The organism is Labrys sp. HAY1-8F (genome assembly GCF_056754975.1).
This window is the reverse complement of the sequence record NZ_JBPGWZ010000001.1, coordinates 1,752,965-1,769,112: the sequence shown is the minus strand read 5'-3', so window position 1 is coordinate 1,769,112 and position 16,148 is coordinate 1,752,965. Positions and strand designations below refer to the sequence as shown.

Genomic DNA, 16,148 nt, shown 5'->3' with positions numbered 1-16,148 from the left:
CTTCAGCTCTTCTCCCTACCCCTTGGAAGCGGCGATGGCGATCTCGCCCAGCCGCTCGAAGGAGGGACCGGAGGTGGGGATCTCGATGTCGAAGACCTCGGCGATCACCTGGGTCCAGCCATGCAGGAAATAGGTCCAGCCATCCTCGATCTGGAGATGCCGCGCCGCCTGCTGGCGCCGGGCCTGGTCGAGGAAGACGAGATCGCCGCGATAGTTGAGATCCCACACGATGGCGCGCTCCGGAAAGACCGCCGCATCGGTAAGGGGCGAACCGGGAGCGTCCTTGCCAAGGCCGGTGGCATTGATCACCACCGAGCCCGGCTTGAGCGCGGCGGTGACCGCATCATTGTCAGCAGGATCGGGGGCGAGCACATAGTCGACCGGCACGGGCATGCCGATCTCTTCATGAATGCGCCGGATCTCGTCGAGGCGCGGCTGGCTGCGATTGGAAACCACGATGCGCGACGGCCGGTCGGCGCCGCGCTCCTCACGCACCATGTGCCAGGTCAAGGCAATGGTGGAGCCACCCGCCCCCATCGAGAAGAGTTCGGCGCCGGTGCGTTCGAAATGTCCCTTGGGAATGAAATTGTCGAGGGCAAGCCCGGAAGAGATCGGGTCCTTGGCGTGGCAGATCAGGCGCCCGTTGCGCTTGGACAGGCAGCTCGTCTCCTCCATGCGCAAGGCAAAATCGTCGACTTCGTCGAACAGGTCCCGGCAGGCTTTGTAGAGGTCTATCTTGTGGGTGGTGACCAGCGCCCCCAGTGAGAGGGGATCGGCCTTGATGAAGGCGACCGCTTCGCGATAGGCGGCCGGGTCGGCATGAAGGGGAAAATCGATGCCCTTGATCACGGCATCCTTCAGGCCCAGGTGCTCTGCCCAGGCCGGGAAGACGCGCATGATCGAGCTTTTGGTCGTGGTCACGCCAATGAAATAGAGCGTCGGCTGCGTCGCCGGCTGGTAGCCGCTCATGCTGCACCCGCCCGGATCGCTTTGACACGCTCGACGGCAGCCTTTGCCTTGGCGGTGATCTCCGCGAATTTGCCGCCATTGATGTCTTCGGGCTTGGCGATCCAGGTCCCGCCGACGGCCGCGACGAAGCGATGCTTGAGCCAGTCGCTCATGGTCTCCAGCGTGACGCCGCCAGTCGGGATGAAGCGAACGCCGAGATGATTGAAGGGAGCGGCGATCCCCTCCAAGGCCTTCGGCCCCCCCGCGACACCGGCCGGGAAGAACTTGCACAGGCGAAGGCCGGCGCGCGTCGCCAGCGTGAGATCCGTCGGCGTCATGATGCCGGGGGCGAAAGGCAGGCCGATGGCCTTGGCGGCAGCCACGATCTCGGCATCGAAGCCGGGGGACAGGGCGAAACTCGCGCCACTGTCCTTGCAGGCCTGGACCGACTCCAGATCCAGCACCGTTCCGGCGCCGGCCAGGAAATCCGGCCTCTGGTCGCGCAGGATGGCCAGCACTTCTGCAGCGGCGCTGGTGCGGAAGGTGATCTCGGCGATCGGCAAGCCGCCAGCGGTCAAGGCGTCGGCCAAGGCAACCGCATGGGCGGGATCGTCGATCGCGATGACCGGCACCACGCCGATCTCCTCGATCTGCTCAATGGGGTTGATGGCCATGTCTGCGCTCTCCTCAGGGCTTGCCGACAATATCGGCATAAGTGGCAATTTTGTAGCAATGCTACATATTTCATCCCGCCCCGGCAAGATACTCGGGACATTTTGCTGCGATGCAGCATGAATTTGTCGGAATTTTCGGTTGACCCGCTGAAAAACGTGTAGCATCACTCCCAAAAATGCACAGGCGATGGCCGCGCCATATCCCGCCCGTCCCTTTTAAAAAGCGAGCCGAGGACACACCCATGACGCAGGATCTCATCCTGGCCATCGATGTCGGAACCGGCAGTGCCCGGGCTGCCCTGGTCGAGGCCGGCAATGGTGCCATCCTGGAGATCGCCGCCAGCGAATATGACCAGATCGTACCGGCTTTCGGCTGGGCCGAACAGCGCCCCACCGATTGGTGGGCCGGCACCGTCTCCGCCATCCACACCGTGCTCGATCGCCATGCTGGCGCCGCCGCCAGGATCCAGGCCGTCGCCGCCTGCGGCCAGATGCATGGCACCGTGCTGGTCGACGACCACGGCAACCTCACCCGCGACACCGCGCCCTTGTGGAACGACAAGCGCACGGCAGGCCTGGTGGCAGCCTTCGAGCGGGATAACCCGCCCGCCTCCTATCTTTCCGAAAGCGGCAATCCACCGACGCCGGCTTGGCCCGGCTTCAAGCTTGCCTGGCTGCGCGACAACGATCCGGATGCCTATCGGGCGGCCGCCACCGTGCTGATGCCGAAGGACTACATCAATCTGCGGCTCACTGGCGAAATCGCCATGGACGAGGGCGACGCCTCCTGCAGCTTCCTGATGAATCCGACAAGCGGGACCTGGTCGACCGCGATGATCGATCGCCTCGGCCTCGACGCCGCCAAGTTGCCGCCGATCCGTTCGCCGCTCGACATTCTCGGCCATGTCACCGCGGGCGCAGCCCTGGAGACCGGCCTTGCCGAGGGAACGCCTGTCCTGGTGGGCGGGGCCGACTATCCCGTGGCGGTGCTCGGCTCGGGCGTCGTCCATCCGGGTACGGCATCGGACGTGATGGGCACCTCCTCCATCATCACCCTGGTGACGGGCGAGCCACTGCTCGATCCAGAGATCTGCAACGTCCGCACCGTCGAGGGTCATTGGGGCCCTTTCACGCTGCTGGAGACCGGCGGCGATGCCATGCGTTGGGCCCGCCGCGCCTTCCACGAGAAAAACCTGTCCTATAGCGACATCGTCGCCAAGGCAGCCGAGGCCCCGGCCGGTGCCGAAGGCTTGTTCTTCCTGCCCTTCCTCGCCGGCGAGCGGCTCGGCGCGCATCGCAATGCCCGCGCCCAGTTTTTCGGCATCGGCGCCAAGCATGGCCTTGCCCATCTCCATCGCGCCACGCTCGAAGGTGTGGCTTTCGCGGTCAACCGCCATATCCGCGTGATGGAGGCCTCCACCGGCCAGAAGCTCGAGCGCGTGGTCGCTTCCGGCGGCGGTGCCAAGACCGAACTCTGGCTCAAGATCAAGGCGAGCGCCTATAACGTGCCGATCCTGGTACCCGAGGAAACCGAATGCGGCCTCGTCGGCTGTGCCGCGATGGCGGCAACCGCCCTCGGGCGTTTCGGCAAGGTCGAGGACGCCGTCGCCCATTTCGTACGCTATGGCGCCGAGGTCCTGCCCGACCCGGCCTGGGCGGAAACCTATGCCCGCATGCAGCCGATGTTCGACCGCCTCTATCGCCATTCCCAGGCGCTCTACGACGATCTCGACCGGCTGCAGCAAGGTTGAACCGCCGCCTGGTCCCCCCCTCCCCAGAGCAAAATGACTTTTCTCCAATCGTCATTTTTCTCTAACTCTTTGTTTTGACGCGTTTTCTTAATCGAAAAGTCGATCAACTTTTCTGGAAAACTCTCTGGCTTGAAGGAAACAATCATGCAGGACGTGCTCTCCGCCTTCCGTCCCGGCCTATTCGAAGGCAAGACTGTCGTGGTCTCCGGCGGCTCCAGCGGCATCGGCCTGGCCATCGCCCAGGGCTTTGCCGGCCTCGGTGCCAATGTCATCGCGACGGGGTCCACGCAGGCGCGCCTGGCGGCGGCCAAAGCCGCCAATGGCGACCGCTCCATTCGTTTCGAACAGCTCGACGTCCGCGACAAGGCGGCGGTCGACCGCTTCTTTGCGGCCCTGCCGGCGCTCGACGTGCTGGTCAATGCCCAGGGCATCGCCCGCCCCGAAGCCGAATGGACCGAGGAAACCTATCTCGAAGTCATCGACGTCAACATGAACAGCGCCATGCGCCTCGCCATGGCGGCCCACCCCCTGCTGGTAAAATCACAAGGGTCCATCATCAACTTCGCCTCGATGCTGAGCTATCTCGCCGATGACAGCGTGCCAGCCTATTGCGCCAGCAAGACCGGCATCATGGGGCTCACCCGGGCCCTCGCCCACAAATTCGGGCCCGAAGGCATCCGAGTCAACGCGATTGCGCCCGGCTATCACCGCACCGACATGACCAAGCCCCTGTGGTCCGACCCGGTGCCGGCCGGAAAGATCGCCAATAAGGCGGCGCTCAAGCGCTGGGGCACCGTCGACGATCTCGTTGGCACCGCCCTGTTCTTTGCCTCGCCCGCCTCGATCTTCGTGACCGCTACTACGCTGCCGGTCGATGGGGGCTATGTCGTCAGCGGCTTCTGATGCCAAGAGTTCGATGACCCTTGGTTCCGTCTGATGGTTTTCGCAAATCTTTGATTTGGTATCGAAAATCATCAGGTGTCCAAGGCCAGGGCGCACCAGTATCTTCGAGACTTGGCATGACAAGGCTGCATCGCAAGACGCATTGGCCAGAAGCAAAACCGCCCGGCGCGAGCCGGGCGGTTTTGCTTGTCAGGCTTCATTCACAGGGCGGCGCCCCTGGCGTGCCGCACCGACGCTGGCGCCCGCCGCCGGCGGGAGCCGGGCCGCGTTCGCCCGGCGGCGGCCGCATCTGTTGCATCGGCCGGGGGGCCTGCCCGCCGAATTCCGGCTGGGCGCGCGGTGCAGGCGGCTGCCGGTTCATGCGAGGCTGCGCATTCATGGCCGGTGCCATTTCAGTCGCGGGTGCCGGATTCATGCGCTTCTGGCGCGGTGGCGGCGCGCCATTGTCACCAGACCCGCCATCCGGCTGGGCCTGAAGGCGCGGGCGGCGGCCGGCCGGCTGGACCGGCGCATCCGGCTGGCCGGGACCAGCATCGGGTTGCCGGTTCTGCGGACGCCGACGCCCCGGCAGCGGCTGCATCTGCCCGCTGCCATCCGGCAAGGCTTGGCCAGCGGGCGGTAGCGGCTGGCCGAGACCCTGACCGTCCTGCGCTGGACGACGCTTGCGGCCGGCCGGCTGCGGCGGCGCACCGCCTGCATTGGGCAAGGCCTGCCCGTCGGGTGCGGCACCAGGTAGCGGCGCCGGTGCGCCTCCATCCTGGGGCTGGCGCCCTTGTGGCTTCTTGCGGCCGGGACCCGGCTGCTGCTGACTGCCTGCCTTCGGCAAAGGCTTGCCGAGCTGGTTCTCATCGGTGGCCGGTGGCTGTCCCGCGGGCAAGGCCGTGCCATCAGGCTGTTGCCGGCCGCCGGGACGCAGGCGCCCCTTCTGTCCGGGGAGAGGCTGGCCGGGCTGCGCCTGGTCAGGCTGTCCTTCGGGCTGGGTGCCCGGCAAGGGCTGGCCCAACTGGCCGGGTTTGGCCGCCTTGCCGCCAGGTTGCAGACGGCCCGGCAGCGGCTTGCCAGCGAGCGGCGGCTTGCCGTTGTCGAGCGGCAGGGCCTCGCCGTTCATGCCGGGCAGCGCCTTTCCAGGCTGAGCCTGGCCGGGTTTGAGGCCAGGTTGGGTCTGCCCCGGCTTGAGTTCTCCAGGCTGTGCGGCCTGGCCCGGCTGGGCTTGGCCCGGCAGGAATTGTCCAGGCTGGCCTTTTCCGGGGAGAGCCTGACCTGGGAGTGCTTGCCCTGGCTGAGTCCGCCCTGGCTGAGTCCGCCCTGGCTGAGCCTGACCTGGCTGAGCCTGACTTGGCAGGAACTGGCCGGGCTGGCCCTTTCCGGGAAGTACTTGTCCAGGCTGCACCTGGCCTGGCAGAGCTTGGCCCGGCAGCAGGCGCCCAGGCTGTTGCGGTGCACCTGGTACCGGCGGCACGCCGACCTCACCCGGCTGTGGTGCCACGACTGGCTGCGTCATCCCAGGTTGCCCACCCCGTCCCCCACGATTGCGCAGGAAGGGCGGCAGGGCAACGCGAGCGGCGGCGGCCGCTGCACCGATGGCGATCGCCGCACCGGCTGCCTTCTCCCCGGTCGTCAGGCCACCCTCGCCCTCTTGGGGCCGCATGCGCTCCGGCGGAGCCTCCAGCGTCTCGTTGATGATGGTGGCATTGTGGATGTTGTTGAAGATGAAATTCTGCGGCGGTGGCTCGACATAGCGCGGCGGCCGTACCCATTCGGGCATCGCCACATAGCGCGGCGACGGCAGCACATAGTCGTCGATCGGTGGGGGCGGTGGCGGCAATTCCACGAAATCGCGGGGCGGCGGCGGCAGGAAGATCACCGGCGGCGGCGGAGGCGGCGGCAGATCGAATTCGGGGTCGGAGAAGATGATCACCGGCCGTTCGACATAGACCACCTCGACCTCGGGCGGCGGCGGCACGTCATATTCGATCACGTCGAAGGTCGGCGGCGGCTCGATCGCGGCGGACAGATATCTCAGCCGGCGGCGGGCATCCCAGGCATGGGGGCCGCGCGGATAGCGCTTGAGATAGGACCAATAGGCATTCGGCGTATCGCGCTTCCAGGTCTCATGCCAGGTGATGGCTTCGCGCCGGGCCGCCACGATGGCGCGCACGCGCTTGGTCATGGCATCACGCGGAAAGGCGGTCAGGAAGTCCTGGTAGCCCTGCATGGTATCCCGGTCGACGGCGGCGACATAGGCATCACGCGCGTCGAAATCGGCGATGCGCTTGGATTGCATCGCCCTGTCTTCCTCAAGCGAAACCTGCGGGGCCGGTGCATCGGCCGCACGGTCGAAGAAACTGAAGGGGGCGCCGAGCTTCGACGCGCTCCAGGGCAGCACCGCGCCGTTGGTCTTCTCGCTCACCCGCAACCGGGTGCGGTCGAATACGTCGTTAATCGGCAGCCCCCCCGTGCGCATCATTTCGGCGAGAGCCTGCGCATAGGCGCCATACGGCCCCTGCTCGGGCGGCGCCGCCGTGCCGGGGGCCGCGTTGAAGGCGATCAGGGCATTGGGCTCGGCATCGACGAGCGCCAGGCCACCGGCGAGGGGCTGGTCACCGCGGGCAAATTGGTTGGCACGCGCACCATCGACCACCACGATACTGGCCTTCAACTGCAAGGCACCAAGCGGCCGAATGAAATCGGAGAGCCGCACCGCCTCGGCTGGTATGGAAGCAGGCGTCTGAATGGCGGAGTCGACGGGCACGAAATAATTCTGCCCTTCCGACTGCAGGCCATAACCGGCGAGATAAACGAAAGCCACCGTGTCGGGTCCCGATGCGGAGGCTTTGTCGAGGAACTCGCGGAACGCCTTGCGCAGCGAATCCTGGTCGAGATCGCGGGCGCCGGTGACGTCGAACCCGGCAGCCTGCAGGGTCTGGGCGATCAGGCCCGCATCATTGGCGCTGGTCGCCAACGGCCCGGCCTTGTAGTCGGCATTGCCTATGACCAGGGCAATGCGCTTTTCACCCTGGCTTTGTGCCCGGGCTGGTTGCAGCGGCAAACTCGCTGCAAGCAGAATGAGCAGGAGCGCAAAAGCGCTGCGGAATGTCGCGGACATTGATCTGGCCCTCTTGGTTTCCACCCGGCGTGGGCCGAGCTCGAACGGCTCATGGCCTGTGAGTACAACCTAAGCGATAGCTTGGCTGACTTGTATGGCGTGTGAACCAAAGGGGGCTGTTTTGGGGCGTTGTGGAGGCAATAGCGAGGCCAGCGCCCGAAAGCGGACCGGGAGCGCTAGTTTTGGTCCTGGCAGAGGATGATCGGCGATGCCAGGGCGGCGACATAGCCGGCGCCCTGATAGACCTGGGCGTTGTTGGCGCCGGGCGGCAGGAGGAAGGATCCGCTCACCACCTGCGGGACGTTGCCGACCTGCAGGAGGCTCCAGCTGAAATTGCACAGTTGCGCCGGCTTGGTCGGCGCCAGGTGAGAGCAATTGAGCAGCGCTCCTCCCAGCATGGCCGCGCCGCCGCAGCTGACGAAGCGCGGGGCAGCAACCGCCGGATCGGTGCCAAGCGCCAGGGCAAGCAAGGCCGCGCAAAACAGGCCAGCCCCTGTCAGTACCCGGCTTCGATCAAATCTTGCGTGATCAGCAGCCATTTTGCGGTTCGTACCCATCTGCCCGATTGCATTTGAGGCATCCTTGTTATAATCATACACAAACATAAGCAAGCTTATAATTAGAACGGCATGCTCTAGATATGCTCAACCCGCCCACCCTCGGCTTCATCCTGCATGACGTCGCCCGCCTGATGCGCAAACGCTTCGAACAGCAAGCCGGCGATATCGGCTTGACGCGCTCGCAATGGCAGGCGCTCGCCTTTCTCTCCCGCAGCGAGGGTATCCATCAGAGCGGGCTTGCCGAACTGCTCGAGATCGAGCCGATCACCCTGGTGCGCATTCTCGACAAGCTGGAAGCGCGCGGGCTGATCGAACGGCGCCAACATGCATCCGACCGCCGGGTCTGGCTGCTTTTCCTGACGCCGGCCGCCCATCCCATTCTCGCCGAGATGCGCGCTGTCGGCGACAGGACCCGGGCCGAGGCCCTGGCGTCCATCCCGGACGAAGACCGCGTGAAATTACTCGACACCCTGACGCAGATGAAGGCCAACCTTCTCGAAGCCTGCCGCCAGCCGGTCGACGATAAGGAGGCAAATCATGGCTGATGGCAGTAACCAGGCCCAGAAACTCGAAAGCCCTGTCGAGATCGACCGGCTCGCCGGCGACAAGGCCAATCAGGGCACATCCACGCCGCAGCCGGCCAAGATGCGCAAGCGCTCGCTGACCCGTCCCCTGCTGTTTGCCTTGCTGCCGATCGCCGTCGTGGCTGGCGGCTACTTCTATGTCACCGGCGGGCAGGTGATGGAGACGGACAATGCCTATGTGCAGGCGGCGATGGTCGGCATATCGACCGATGTCGCGGGCACGGTGGTGGAGATCGACGTCGTCGAGAGCCAGGCCGTCAAGAAGGGAGACCTGCTCTACCGCATCCGTCCCGACAGTTACCGCACGGCGCTGGAAGGGGCGGAAGCGCAGCTCGGCACCGTGCGCAACCAGGTTCTGACCCTGCAGGCGAGCTACGCCCAGGCCGAGGCCCAGATTGTCCAGGCCAAGGCCGACATTCCCTTCTACGAAGCCCAGTTCAAGCGCCAGCAGGATCTGCAGGCTTCAAGCGCTGCCTCCAAGCAGACCTTCGACCAGGCTAAGCACGATCTCGACGCGGCGCGCCAGAAGGTCATCGTGGCCGAGGCCAATGCCCAGGCCATGCTGGCCCAGCTCGGCGGCGACGCTTCCCTGCCGGTGGAAAAGAACCCCTTCTACCTCCAGGCCCAATCGGCCGTCGACAATGCCAAGCGCGATCTCGGCGACAGCGTGGTGCGAGCTCCCTTCGACGGCATCGTCACCAATGTCGACGCCCTGCAGCGCGGCGCCTATCTCAACGCCTCCCAGCGCGCCTTCAACCTGGTCTCCACCACCAATGTCTGGGTGGATGCGACCCCTAAGGAGACCGAGCTCACCTATGTCAAACCCGGCCAGCCGGTCGAGATTTCGGTGGACACCTATCCGGGCGTGACCTGGACCGGCAAGGTCGAGACCATCAGCCCGGCCTCCGCCTCGAGCTTTTCCCTGCTGCCGGCACAGAACAGCTCCGGCAATTGGGTGAAGGTGGTCCAGCGCATTCCCATGCGCATCAGCATCGATCCTGCGCCCGACAAACCAAGCCTGCGTTTGGGCATGAGCGTAGTGGTCGGTGTCGACACCGGCCACGCCCGCGGACTGCCCAGCTTCGTGACGAGCTGGTTCGGCCAGGCCAAGCCGAGCGCCGGCTGACGACAGAGCCGCCGCGCCTTCCTGCGCGCCGGCCCGCCCTTTGAGCACCTAATTATTTCATCACCATAGTCCCATATCGTTGCGAACGAGGCCCGCCATGAGCGCATCCGCCACCGCGAGCGCCGGCCCGATACCCAGCCCTGCCCGCCCGGCTCCCACGGTCGCCAATCGCGGCGCCATCACCGCCTGCGTCATCCTGGCAGTGATCATGCAGGCGCTCGACACCACCATCGCCAATATCGCCCTGCCGCATATCCAGGGCAGTGTTTCCGCCAGCCAGGACCAGATCAACTGGGTGCTGACCTCCTATATCGTGGCGGCGGCGATCATGACGCCGCCCTCCGGCTTCCTCGCAGCCCGTTTCGGCCGCAAGCGCCTGCTGCTCGTCTCCATCATCGGCTTCGTGGTCGCCTCCATGCTGTGCGGCATGGCCCAGTCCCTGATACAGATCGTCGGTTTCCGCCTGATGCAGGGCGTGTTCGGCGCCGCCCTGGTGCCGCTGGCCCAGGCTATCATGCTCGACATCTACACGCCCGAGGAGCGCGGCGGGGCCATGGCCGTGTTCGGCGTCGCCGTGATGGTGGGACCGGTACTCGGCCCCGTCATCGGCGGCTGGCTGACCGACCACATTTCCTGGCGGTGGATCTTCTACATCAACCTGCCGATCGGCCTCGTCGCCATGCTCGGCGTGATGGCCTTCGTCACCGAGACCCGCAGCAGCACGGCCGTCAAGCTCGACTGGCTCGGCTTCGGCATGCTGTCCATCGCCATCGGGGCCCTGCAGGTGCTGCTCGATCGCAGCGAACAGCTCGACTGGTTCTCCTCGGGCGAGATTCAGCTCGAGGCCCTGATCTGCATCGGCACCTTCTACATCTTCCTGGTCCACACCTTCACGGGCAAGGAACCCTTCGTGAAGCCGCGCCTGTTCGTCGACCGCAATTTTGCGGTCGGGGTAGTGCTCATCTCGGCGGTCGGCCTGACCTACTACGCCGCCATGGCGCTGATGACGCCCTATCTGCAATCACTGATGGGCTATCCCGTGGTGACCGCCGGCCTGGTGATGGGGCCGCGCGGCATCGGCACCATGGTCTGCATGTTCATCGTCGGCCGCCTGGTCGGAAAGCTCGACACGCGCGTGCTGTTGCTGATCGGCTTCGGCCTGACCGCCTGGTCGCTCTACGACATGACCGGCTGGACCCCCGATATCTCGCAATGGCAGATCATCGTCACCGGCTTCGTCCAGGGCGCCGGCCTCGGCTTCCTGTTCGTGCCGCTCACCACAGTGACCTTCCAGACCCTGGATGCCAGCCTGCGCGGCGACGGCACCGGCCTCTACAACCTTTCGCGCAACATCGGCTCCAGCGTCGGCATTTCCATGACCGCCGCCCTGCTGACCGAAAAAACCCAGGCCAATCACGCCGATATCGTCGCCCACATCACCCCCTACAACCAGACCCTGCAGGACATGACCCGGGCGAAGGTGATCGATCCGATGAGCGCCGCAGGGCAGACCATGCTCGACGTGATGGTCACCCATCAGGCGACCATCATCGCCTATATCGACGATTTCAAGCTGATGATGCTGCTGACGCTGGCTGCGATGCCGCTGGTTTTCTTCCTGAGAAAGGCAGCAAAGCCGCCGGAGATGGACCACAGCATGGCAATGGAGTGAGGGCTTGCCGAGGCCAGCCGGCTCATCAGCACCGATTTGAGCCCGCAGGACTTTATGCCATGTTCTTGGCAGACTCGAAGAACATGCGATGGCCATCCCATGGAATCAGGGCTCCCCTTCTCCCGCTTTGCGCAGTGGAACCGCGGCCTCGCCGAGGCGATCGTCGCGACGTCCCCGACGCAACTTGCGGGTCGCTTTGCGCCGACTGCCCGTGATCTGCCGGCTGCGGACAGCTGCCATGTCGGCCTCTATCTGCGGGAAGGCGCCTGCGTGACCATAGACGGCGAGCGGCCCGACCGCTGGAACCGCCAATATGACAGGGGCCTCTTTCGCGAAGATCCCTTCTTCCAGAAATTCGCCGCCACGCAGGACGACTTCCTGCTGCCGCTGTCCAGCTTCGACGCGTTCCACTTCGAGAGGACGCCCTATTATCGGGACTTCTACCTGCCGTCGCAGACCATCGACGAGATCACCGGCGTGTTCAATCTCTCCCCCGGCGTCGCCGGCTACGTGACCTTCTTCCGCCATATGGGCAGCCCCGGCTTCATCCCTGCCGACCTTGCCCTCGCTGAAGGCGCCGGCGATGCTGTCCGGCTCGTGCTGGGGCGGCTTTGGCAGCTCTGGCAGTCTGGCGCTTCGATCAGGGGAGCCGCCAACCGCGTCGAACTCAGTCCCCGGGAGGGCCAGATTCTCGACCTCCTCATGGATGGCGGCTGCGCCAAGACCATCGCCCGCACGCTCGCCATATCGCCGGGCACGGTGCGCAATCACATCAAGAGCGTCTATGCCAAGCTGGGCGTCCATTCCCAGGTCGAACTGCTCGCCGGCGGGGGCGACAGACGCAGGCTTTGACGCGGCGTCTCAGGCCAGGCTCACTGCCCTGTCAGGATCCGCGTCCACGCCCTGGTTTGACGGCGGAGCACCGCCGCGTCGGAATTGGTCACCACGAACAGCCGGGCCTTCACCTCCTCCGGCGGATAGATGCCGGGGTCCTTGGCAATCGCCTCGCTGAGCAGTGGCCGCGCTTCGGGCACCGCATTGGCATAGGATATGAAATTGGAATTGGCGGCCGCGATGTCGGGCCGCAGATTGAAGTCGATCCAGCGCATGGCATTGTCGGGATGCGGCGCATCCTTGGGCACGGCCATGGTGTCGAAATTCACCAGCGTGCCCTCTCGCGGAATGGCATAGGCCACCGTGACCGGCTTGGCCGCCGCCGTACCACGCGTCTTGGCCTGCAGAATATCGCCGGACCAGCCCAGCGCCAGGCAGATGTCGCCATTGGCCAGGTCATTGATGTAGCGCGAGGAATGGAAATAGCGGATGGAGGGCCGCACTTTCTTCAGCAGAGCCTCGGCCTTGGCGAGGTCATCGGGTGCGGTGGAGTGCGGATCGAGCTTGAGATAAGCCAGCGCCATGGGAATCACCTCCGTCGGCGCGTCGATCATGGCAACGCCACAATCGGCGAAACGCTGGACGATCGCCGGGTCGAAGATCATGGCGAAGGAGTCGACGGGCGCATCCGGCATCCGGCGCTTGATGGCCTCGACATTGTAGCCGATGCCGTCCGTCACACCCATATAGGGCATGGCATGTTGGTTGCCGGGATCGGCCTGCGCGATCAGGGCCAGCACCTTCGGGTCCACCTTGGCGGCGTTGGGCATCGCCTCGCGCCGTAGAGGCTGCAATGTCTCGGCCTTGATCTGGTTCCTGAGGAACGGAAAGGCGGAGGGATAAACCACGTCATAGCCGGAGCGGCCCGCGAGCAGTTTGGTCTCCAGCATCTCGTTGCCGTCGTAATTGTCGTAGACGACCTTGATCCCAGTCTCCTTCTCGAACTTCGCCACTGTGTCGGGGGCGATGTAATCGGTCCAGTTGTAGATGTTGACGACTTTCTCGTCCTCCGCCCGGACCGGAGCAAGGCCGATAAGGGCGAGACCTGTGGCGAGGGCAACCGAACGGAGCAGGGCATGCATGCAAACCACCTTTGCAACCTCTGGAGCGCTTCCGGTCCGATGGAACCAAGAACCGCTCACCTCTTTGAAATCATGGGGTAATTGTCAGAATAGACCCAGTTCGACGCTGCGATACACTTCTCTAGGCGCGACGACCGGCATAAACAGGCAGCGTGATGCAGGCGACATTGCCGCCGCCGAGCAGGATCTCGCGCGAATTCTCGATTCCGACGATGGCATGGCCGGGGAAAAGCTCGGCCAGGATGGCTTTGGCCGGGCGGTCGAGGGCGCAGCCGAATTCGGGAACGACCACCACGCTGTTACCGGGATAGTAGTTGATGTAGCTCGCCGCGATGCGGTTGCCCGCCGGCCGCGCCCAGGTCAATTCGACCTGGTCGACCCCCTCGCTTTCCTCGGCCGTGGTCTCGATCGGCAAGGGATGGGGCAGCTTGTACACTTTCAGAGCCCTGCCCCGGGCGTCGCGCGCCGAGCGCAGCGCGTCCTCGGCCTCGCGCACGATCTCATATTGCGGATCGTCCTTGTCGTCGGTCCAGCTCAACACCACCTCGCCGGGGCGCACGAAACAGCAGATGTCGTCGACATGGCCGTCGGTCTCGTCGAAGGCGAAACCCCGCGGCAGCCAGACGATGGTGTCGATGCCGAGATAGTCGGCGAGTTGCTGTTCCACCGCCGCCTGGCCAAGATGGCCGTTGCGGTTGGCATTGAGCAGGCATTGCGCGGTGGTGACCAGCGTGCCCTGCCCGTCGCATTGCAGGCCCCCGCCCTCAGCGATCAGGCTGGAACGGTAACGGTCCATCCGCTCGATTTCGAGGACCTTGTGGGCGAGCTGGTCATCGAGATCCCAGGGGAAATAGAGCCCGCCATTCAGCCCGCCATAGGCATTGAAGGTCCAGTCGACACCGCGCACCTCGCCCTGGTCGTTGACCACGAAATTGGGGCCGCTGTCGCGTAGCCAGGAATCATTGCTCGACATTTCGACCAGCCGCACCGCATCGGGCAGGCATGCTCGGGCATGGCGCCATTGCCGCGCCGAGACGATCACGGTGACGGGCTCGCTTGCAGCAATCGCCGCGGCGACACGTACGAACAGCTTTTGCGCCGGCTTGGCCCCCAGCCGCCAGGTGTCGGGCCGTTCGGGCCAGATCAACCAGCAACCGGCTTTCGGCTCGAACTCGCCGGGCGCGCGGAAACCATCCTGGCGGGGCGTGGTGGTGAGCGTTTTCGACAAGGCGTTCCCTTCCGATGCGAGGCCGCTTCAACGGCCTGCCCGATATCGTAGGGGCCCTGCCGGGGCCGGCGCCATGTCTCATTTGGGATATAGCGTTTTCCAGAAAAGTTGATAGACTTTTCGATTAAGAAAACGTGTCAAAACAAATAGTTATAGCAAAATGTGATTCAGGGAAATCGCATTTGCTCCAGCGCTCACCCAGCCTTCCGCCTTGCCTCCACCGCCGTGATGAAGCCGGCATAGCTCCAGGCCAGATGCTTGGCCGAGGTATGCTCGCCGGTCACCCGGTCGAACTGCTCGGACATTTCGCCGTCATCGGGCGTGAAGGCACGGATGGTCTCCAGATAGGCATCTCCCCGCGCCTTCAGGCGATCGGCTGCTTGTGGGTCCTCCGCCCGCAGGGCGGCCGCGCGCAGATAGCAGAATTCGGCTGCCGCCTGCGTCGAGAAATAGTAGGCCCCGCCGGAGTAATATTCGTCGCCCTGGTAACGGCCGAGGGCAATGCCGCGCCCTTCCGGCCGGCCACGGTTGATCGCATACTCCTCTTCGAAGATCGCATCGAGGCGATCCAGCGTCGCTTCCATCCGGGCATCGTGCGGCGAATGGGTGGGCAGGGCACCGCCGGCATGGATAGAAGCGAGGATGACGGCGATATCGAGGTCCTTCGGTGTCGGCTTGCCGTCCTCGGTCAGGCGCGAACGGTAGAACCCCTCCTCGGGTTGCCAGAAATGGTGGAGACGGCCCTGGATCTCGGCGGCATCCGCCCGGGCGCGCTGCGCGGCCCCGGCATCGCCCTGCGCCGCCAACCAGGAGGCCCCCTCCTCCAGTGCCGCCGCCTCGATGCGCAGCGTGTAGTAGTGATGCGCCTTTTCTTCCTCCCAGATGTCGTAGCTCGGCTCACGCCAATGGGCGAGGACGAAGCGGATATCCTCGTCCAGCAAGGTTGCGATGTTCGCATCGTGCCGAACGCCGAAACCACGGTGGTTGCTCCAGCGCAGCACCGTCAGCACTCGGGCTGCGATGCCGTCATATTGCGGACGGTTCCAGCGTGAAATGTCGAGGCGGCCGTCCGGATTGACCCGCGTCTCGCCCCGCACCGTATGCGCGGCGAGATCGGCGTCGTCGCGCAGGAACTGCTCGAAATCCGGACTGACGCGGTCGCGCCAGCCGGGTTGCAGCGCCCGGCCCGGATCGGTGCGGATATCGTCGAGACCCAGGCTGAAATCCACGAAGTCACAGAAATGGGCCGCTGCCGTCTCGCTGTCGAGCCAGCGGGGGTCGATCTGTCGCAGCGCGTCGATCACCACGGCCGAGTCGCGATACCAGTGGAAGAAATAATCGGGATCCGGATCGTAGGAGGCCGGCACGGGCGATGCCACCACCGACCCTCTTTTCGGCGTGATGCTTTGGCCGAAGCCCGGCCGTTCCTTCACGGTGGCCGTGGCGGAGATTGCAAGCTGCATGTTCCTGACGGCAATGGGATATTGCCGCTCGATCCAGCGATCCAGGTCCGTGATCACGCTCATCTGCTCTCTCCGATTCTCGGAGCAAAATGCGTTAATCGGAAACGGCATTTTGCTCCAACTCTTTGTTTCCACGCCAATCCAACCGATTGGCCAG

Annotated in this window: 13 protein-coding genes; 6 read left to right on the top strand and 7 right to left on the bottom strand. The window is 64.8% G+C overall.

Features of this window, described 5'->3' with window-relative positions; all coding sequences use genetic code 11:
* Positions 1 to 15 precede the first annotated feature (15 nt).
* The gene (locus tag ACR9ZN_RS08125; RefSeq protein ID WP_481271862.1) at positions 16 to 969 is read right to left on the bottom strand and encodes a shikimate dehydrogenase family protein; all 954 of its coding nucleotides are present in this window, start codon (positions 967 to 969) and stop codon (positions 16 to 18) included.
* Positions 966 to 1,622, bottom strand: a complete 657-nt coding sequence (locus tag ACR9ZN_RS08120) for a bifunctional 4-hydroxy-2-oxoglutarate aldolase/2-dehydro-3-deoxy-phosphogluconate aldolase (protein ID WP_454819170.1) — start codon at positions 1,620 to 1,622, stop codon at positions 966 to 968. Before ACR9ZN_RS08120 ends, ACR9ZN_RS08125 begins: the two co-directional genes overlap by 4 nt.
* 242 nt (positions 1,623 to 1,864) lie before the next feature.
* On the opposite strand from ACR9ZN_RS08120, the gene ACR9ZN_RS08115 reads away from it, so the two are divergent.
* The gene (locus tag ACR9ZN_RS08115) at positions 1,865 to 3,373 is read left to right on the top strand and encodes a xylulokinase (protein ID WP_454819172.1); all 1,509 of its coding nucleotides are present in this window, start codon (positions 1,865 to 1,867) and stop codon (positions 3,371 to 3,373) included.
* A gap of 144 nt (positions 3,374 to 3,517) precedes the next feature.
* On the top strand, positions 3,518 to 4,276 hold the full coding sequence (locus tag ACR9ZN_RS08110) for an SDR family NAD(P)-dependent oxidoreductase (RefSeq protein WP_434959894.1): 759 nt from the start codon (positions 3,518 to 3,520) through the stop codon (positions 4,274 to 4,276).
* Between the two features lie 196 nt (positions 4,277 to 4,472).
* Here ACR9ZN_RS08110 and ACR9ZN_RS08105 read toward each other — a convergent pair whose 3' ends face one another.
* Together ACR9ZN_RS08105 and ACR9ZN_RS08100 are read right to left on the bottom strand one after the other, a co-directional pair.
* Entirely contained in the window at positions 4,473 to 7,382 is a 2,910-nt protein-coding gene (locus ACR9ZN_RS08105; RefSeq protein WP_481271861.1) for a caspase family protein, read from the bottom strand.
* A gap of 176 nt (positions 7,383 to 7,558) precedes the next feature.
* Positions 7,559 to 7,921 carry a hypothetical protein gene (locus tag ACR9ZN_RS08100; RefSeq protein ID WP_454819178.1) on the bottom strand — a complete coding sequence of 121 codons (363 nt, stop codon included), beginning with the start codon at positions 7,919 to 7,921 and terminating at the stop codon, positions 7,559 to 7,561.
* A gap of 101 nt (positions 7,922 to 8,022) precedes the next feature.
* On the opposite strand from ACR9ZN_RS08100, the gene ACR9ZN_RS08095 reads away from it, so the two are divergent.
* The 4 genes from ACR9ZN_RS08095 to ACR9ZN_RS08080 all read left to right on the top strand — a co-directional run bounded on the left by ACR9ZN_RS08095 (position 8,023) and on the right by ACR9ZN_RS08080 (position 12,176).
* On the top strand, positions 8,023 to 8,487 hold the full coding sequence (locus tag ACR9ZN_RS08095; RefSeq protein ID WP_441771554.1) for a MarR family winged helix-turn-helix transcriptional regulator: 465 nt from the start codon (positions 8,023 to 8,025) through the stop codon (positions 8,485 to 8,487).
* A complete protein-coding gene (locus ACR9ZN_RS08090) occupies positions 8,480 to 9,652 on the top strand; it encodes an HlyD family secretion protein (protein WP_481271860.1) in 1,173 nt (390 codons plus the stop codon). The genes ACR9ZN_RS08095 and ACR9ZN_RS08090 overlap by 8 nt, the downstream gene beginning before the upstream one ends.
* 97 nt (positions 9,653 to 9,749) lie before the next feature.
* Complete coding sequence (locus ACR9ZN_RS08085) at positions 9,750 to 11,324, top strand: DHA2 family efflux MFS transporter permease subunit (RefSeq protein ID WP_481271859.1); 1,575 nt, start codon at positions 9,750 to 9,752, stop codon at positions 11,322 to 11,324.
* Positions 11,325 to 11,423: 99 nt separating this feature from the next.
* On the top strand, positions 11,424 to 12,176 hold the full coding sequence (locus tag ACR9ZN_RS08080) for a helix-turn-helix transcriptional regulator (protein WP_481271858.1): 753 nt from the start codon (positions 11,424 to 11,426) through the stop codon (positions 12,174 to 12,176).
* 20 nt (positions 12,177 to 12,196) lie between these two features.
* Here ACR9ZN_RS08080 and ACR9ZN_RS08075 read toward each other — a convergent pair whose 3' ends face one another.
* From ACR9ZN_RS08075 to ACR9ZN_RS08065, 3 genes are all read right to left on the bottom strand, one after another.
* Entirely contained in the window at positions 12,197 to 13,300 is a 1,104-nt protein-coding gene (locus ACR9ZN_RS08075) for a polyamine ABC transporter substrate-binding protein (RefSeq protein ID WP_481271857.1), read from the bottom strand.
* Between the two features lie 121 nt (positions 13,301 to 13,421).
* A complete protein-coding gene (gene aguA, locus ACR9ZN_RS08070; RefSeq protein WP_481271856.1) occupies positions 13,422 to 14,528 on the bottom strand; it encodes an agmatine deiminase in 1,107 nt (368 codons plus the stop codon).
* A gap of 194 nt (positions 14,529 to 14,722) precedes the next feature.
* Positions 14,723 to 16,054 carry a glycoside hydrolase family 15 protein gene (locus tag ACR9ZN_RS08065; RefSeq protein WP_481271855.1) on the bottom strand — a complete coding sequence of 444 codons (1,332 nt, stop codon included), beginning with the start codon at positions 16,052 to 16,054 and terminating at the stop codon, positions 14,723 to 14,725.
* Between the last annotated feature and the right edge of the window lie 94 nt (positions 16,055 to 16,148).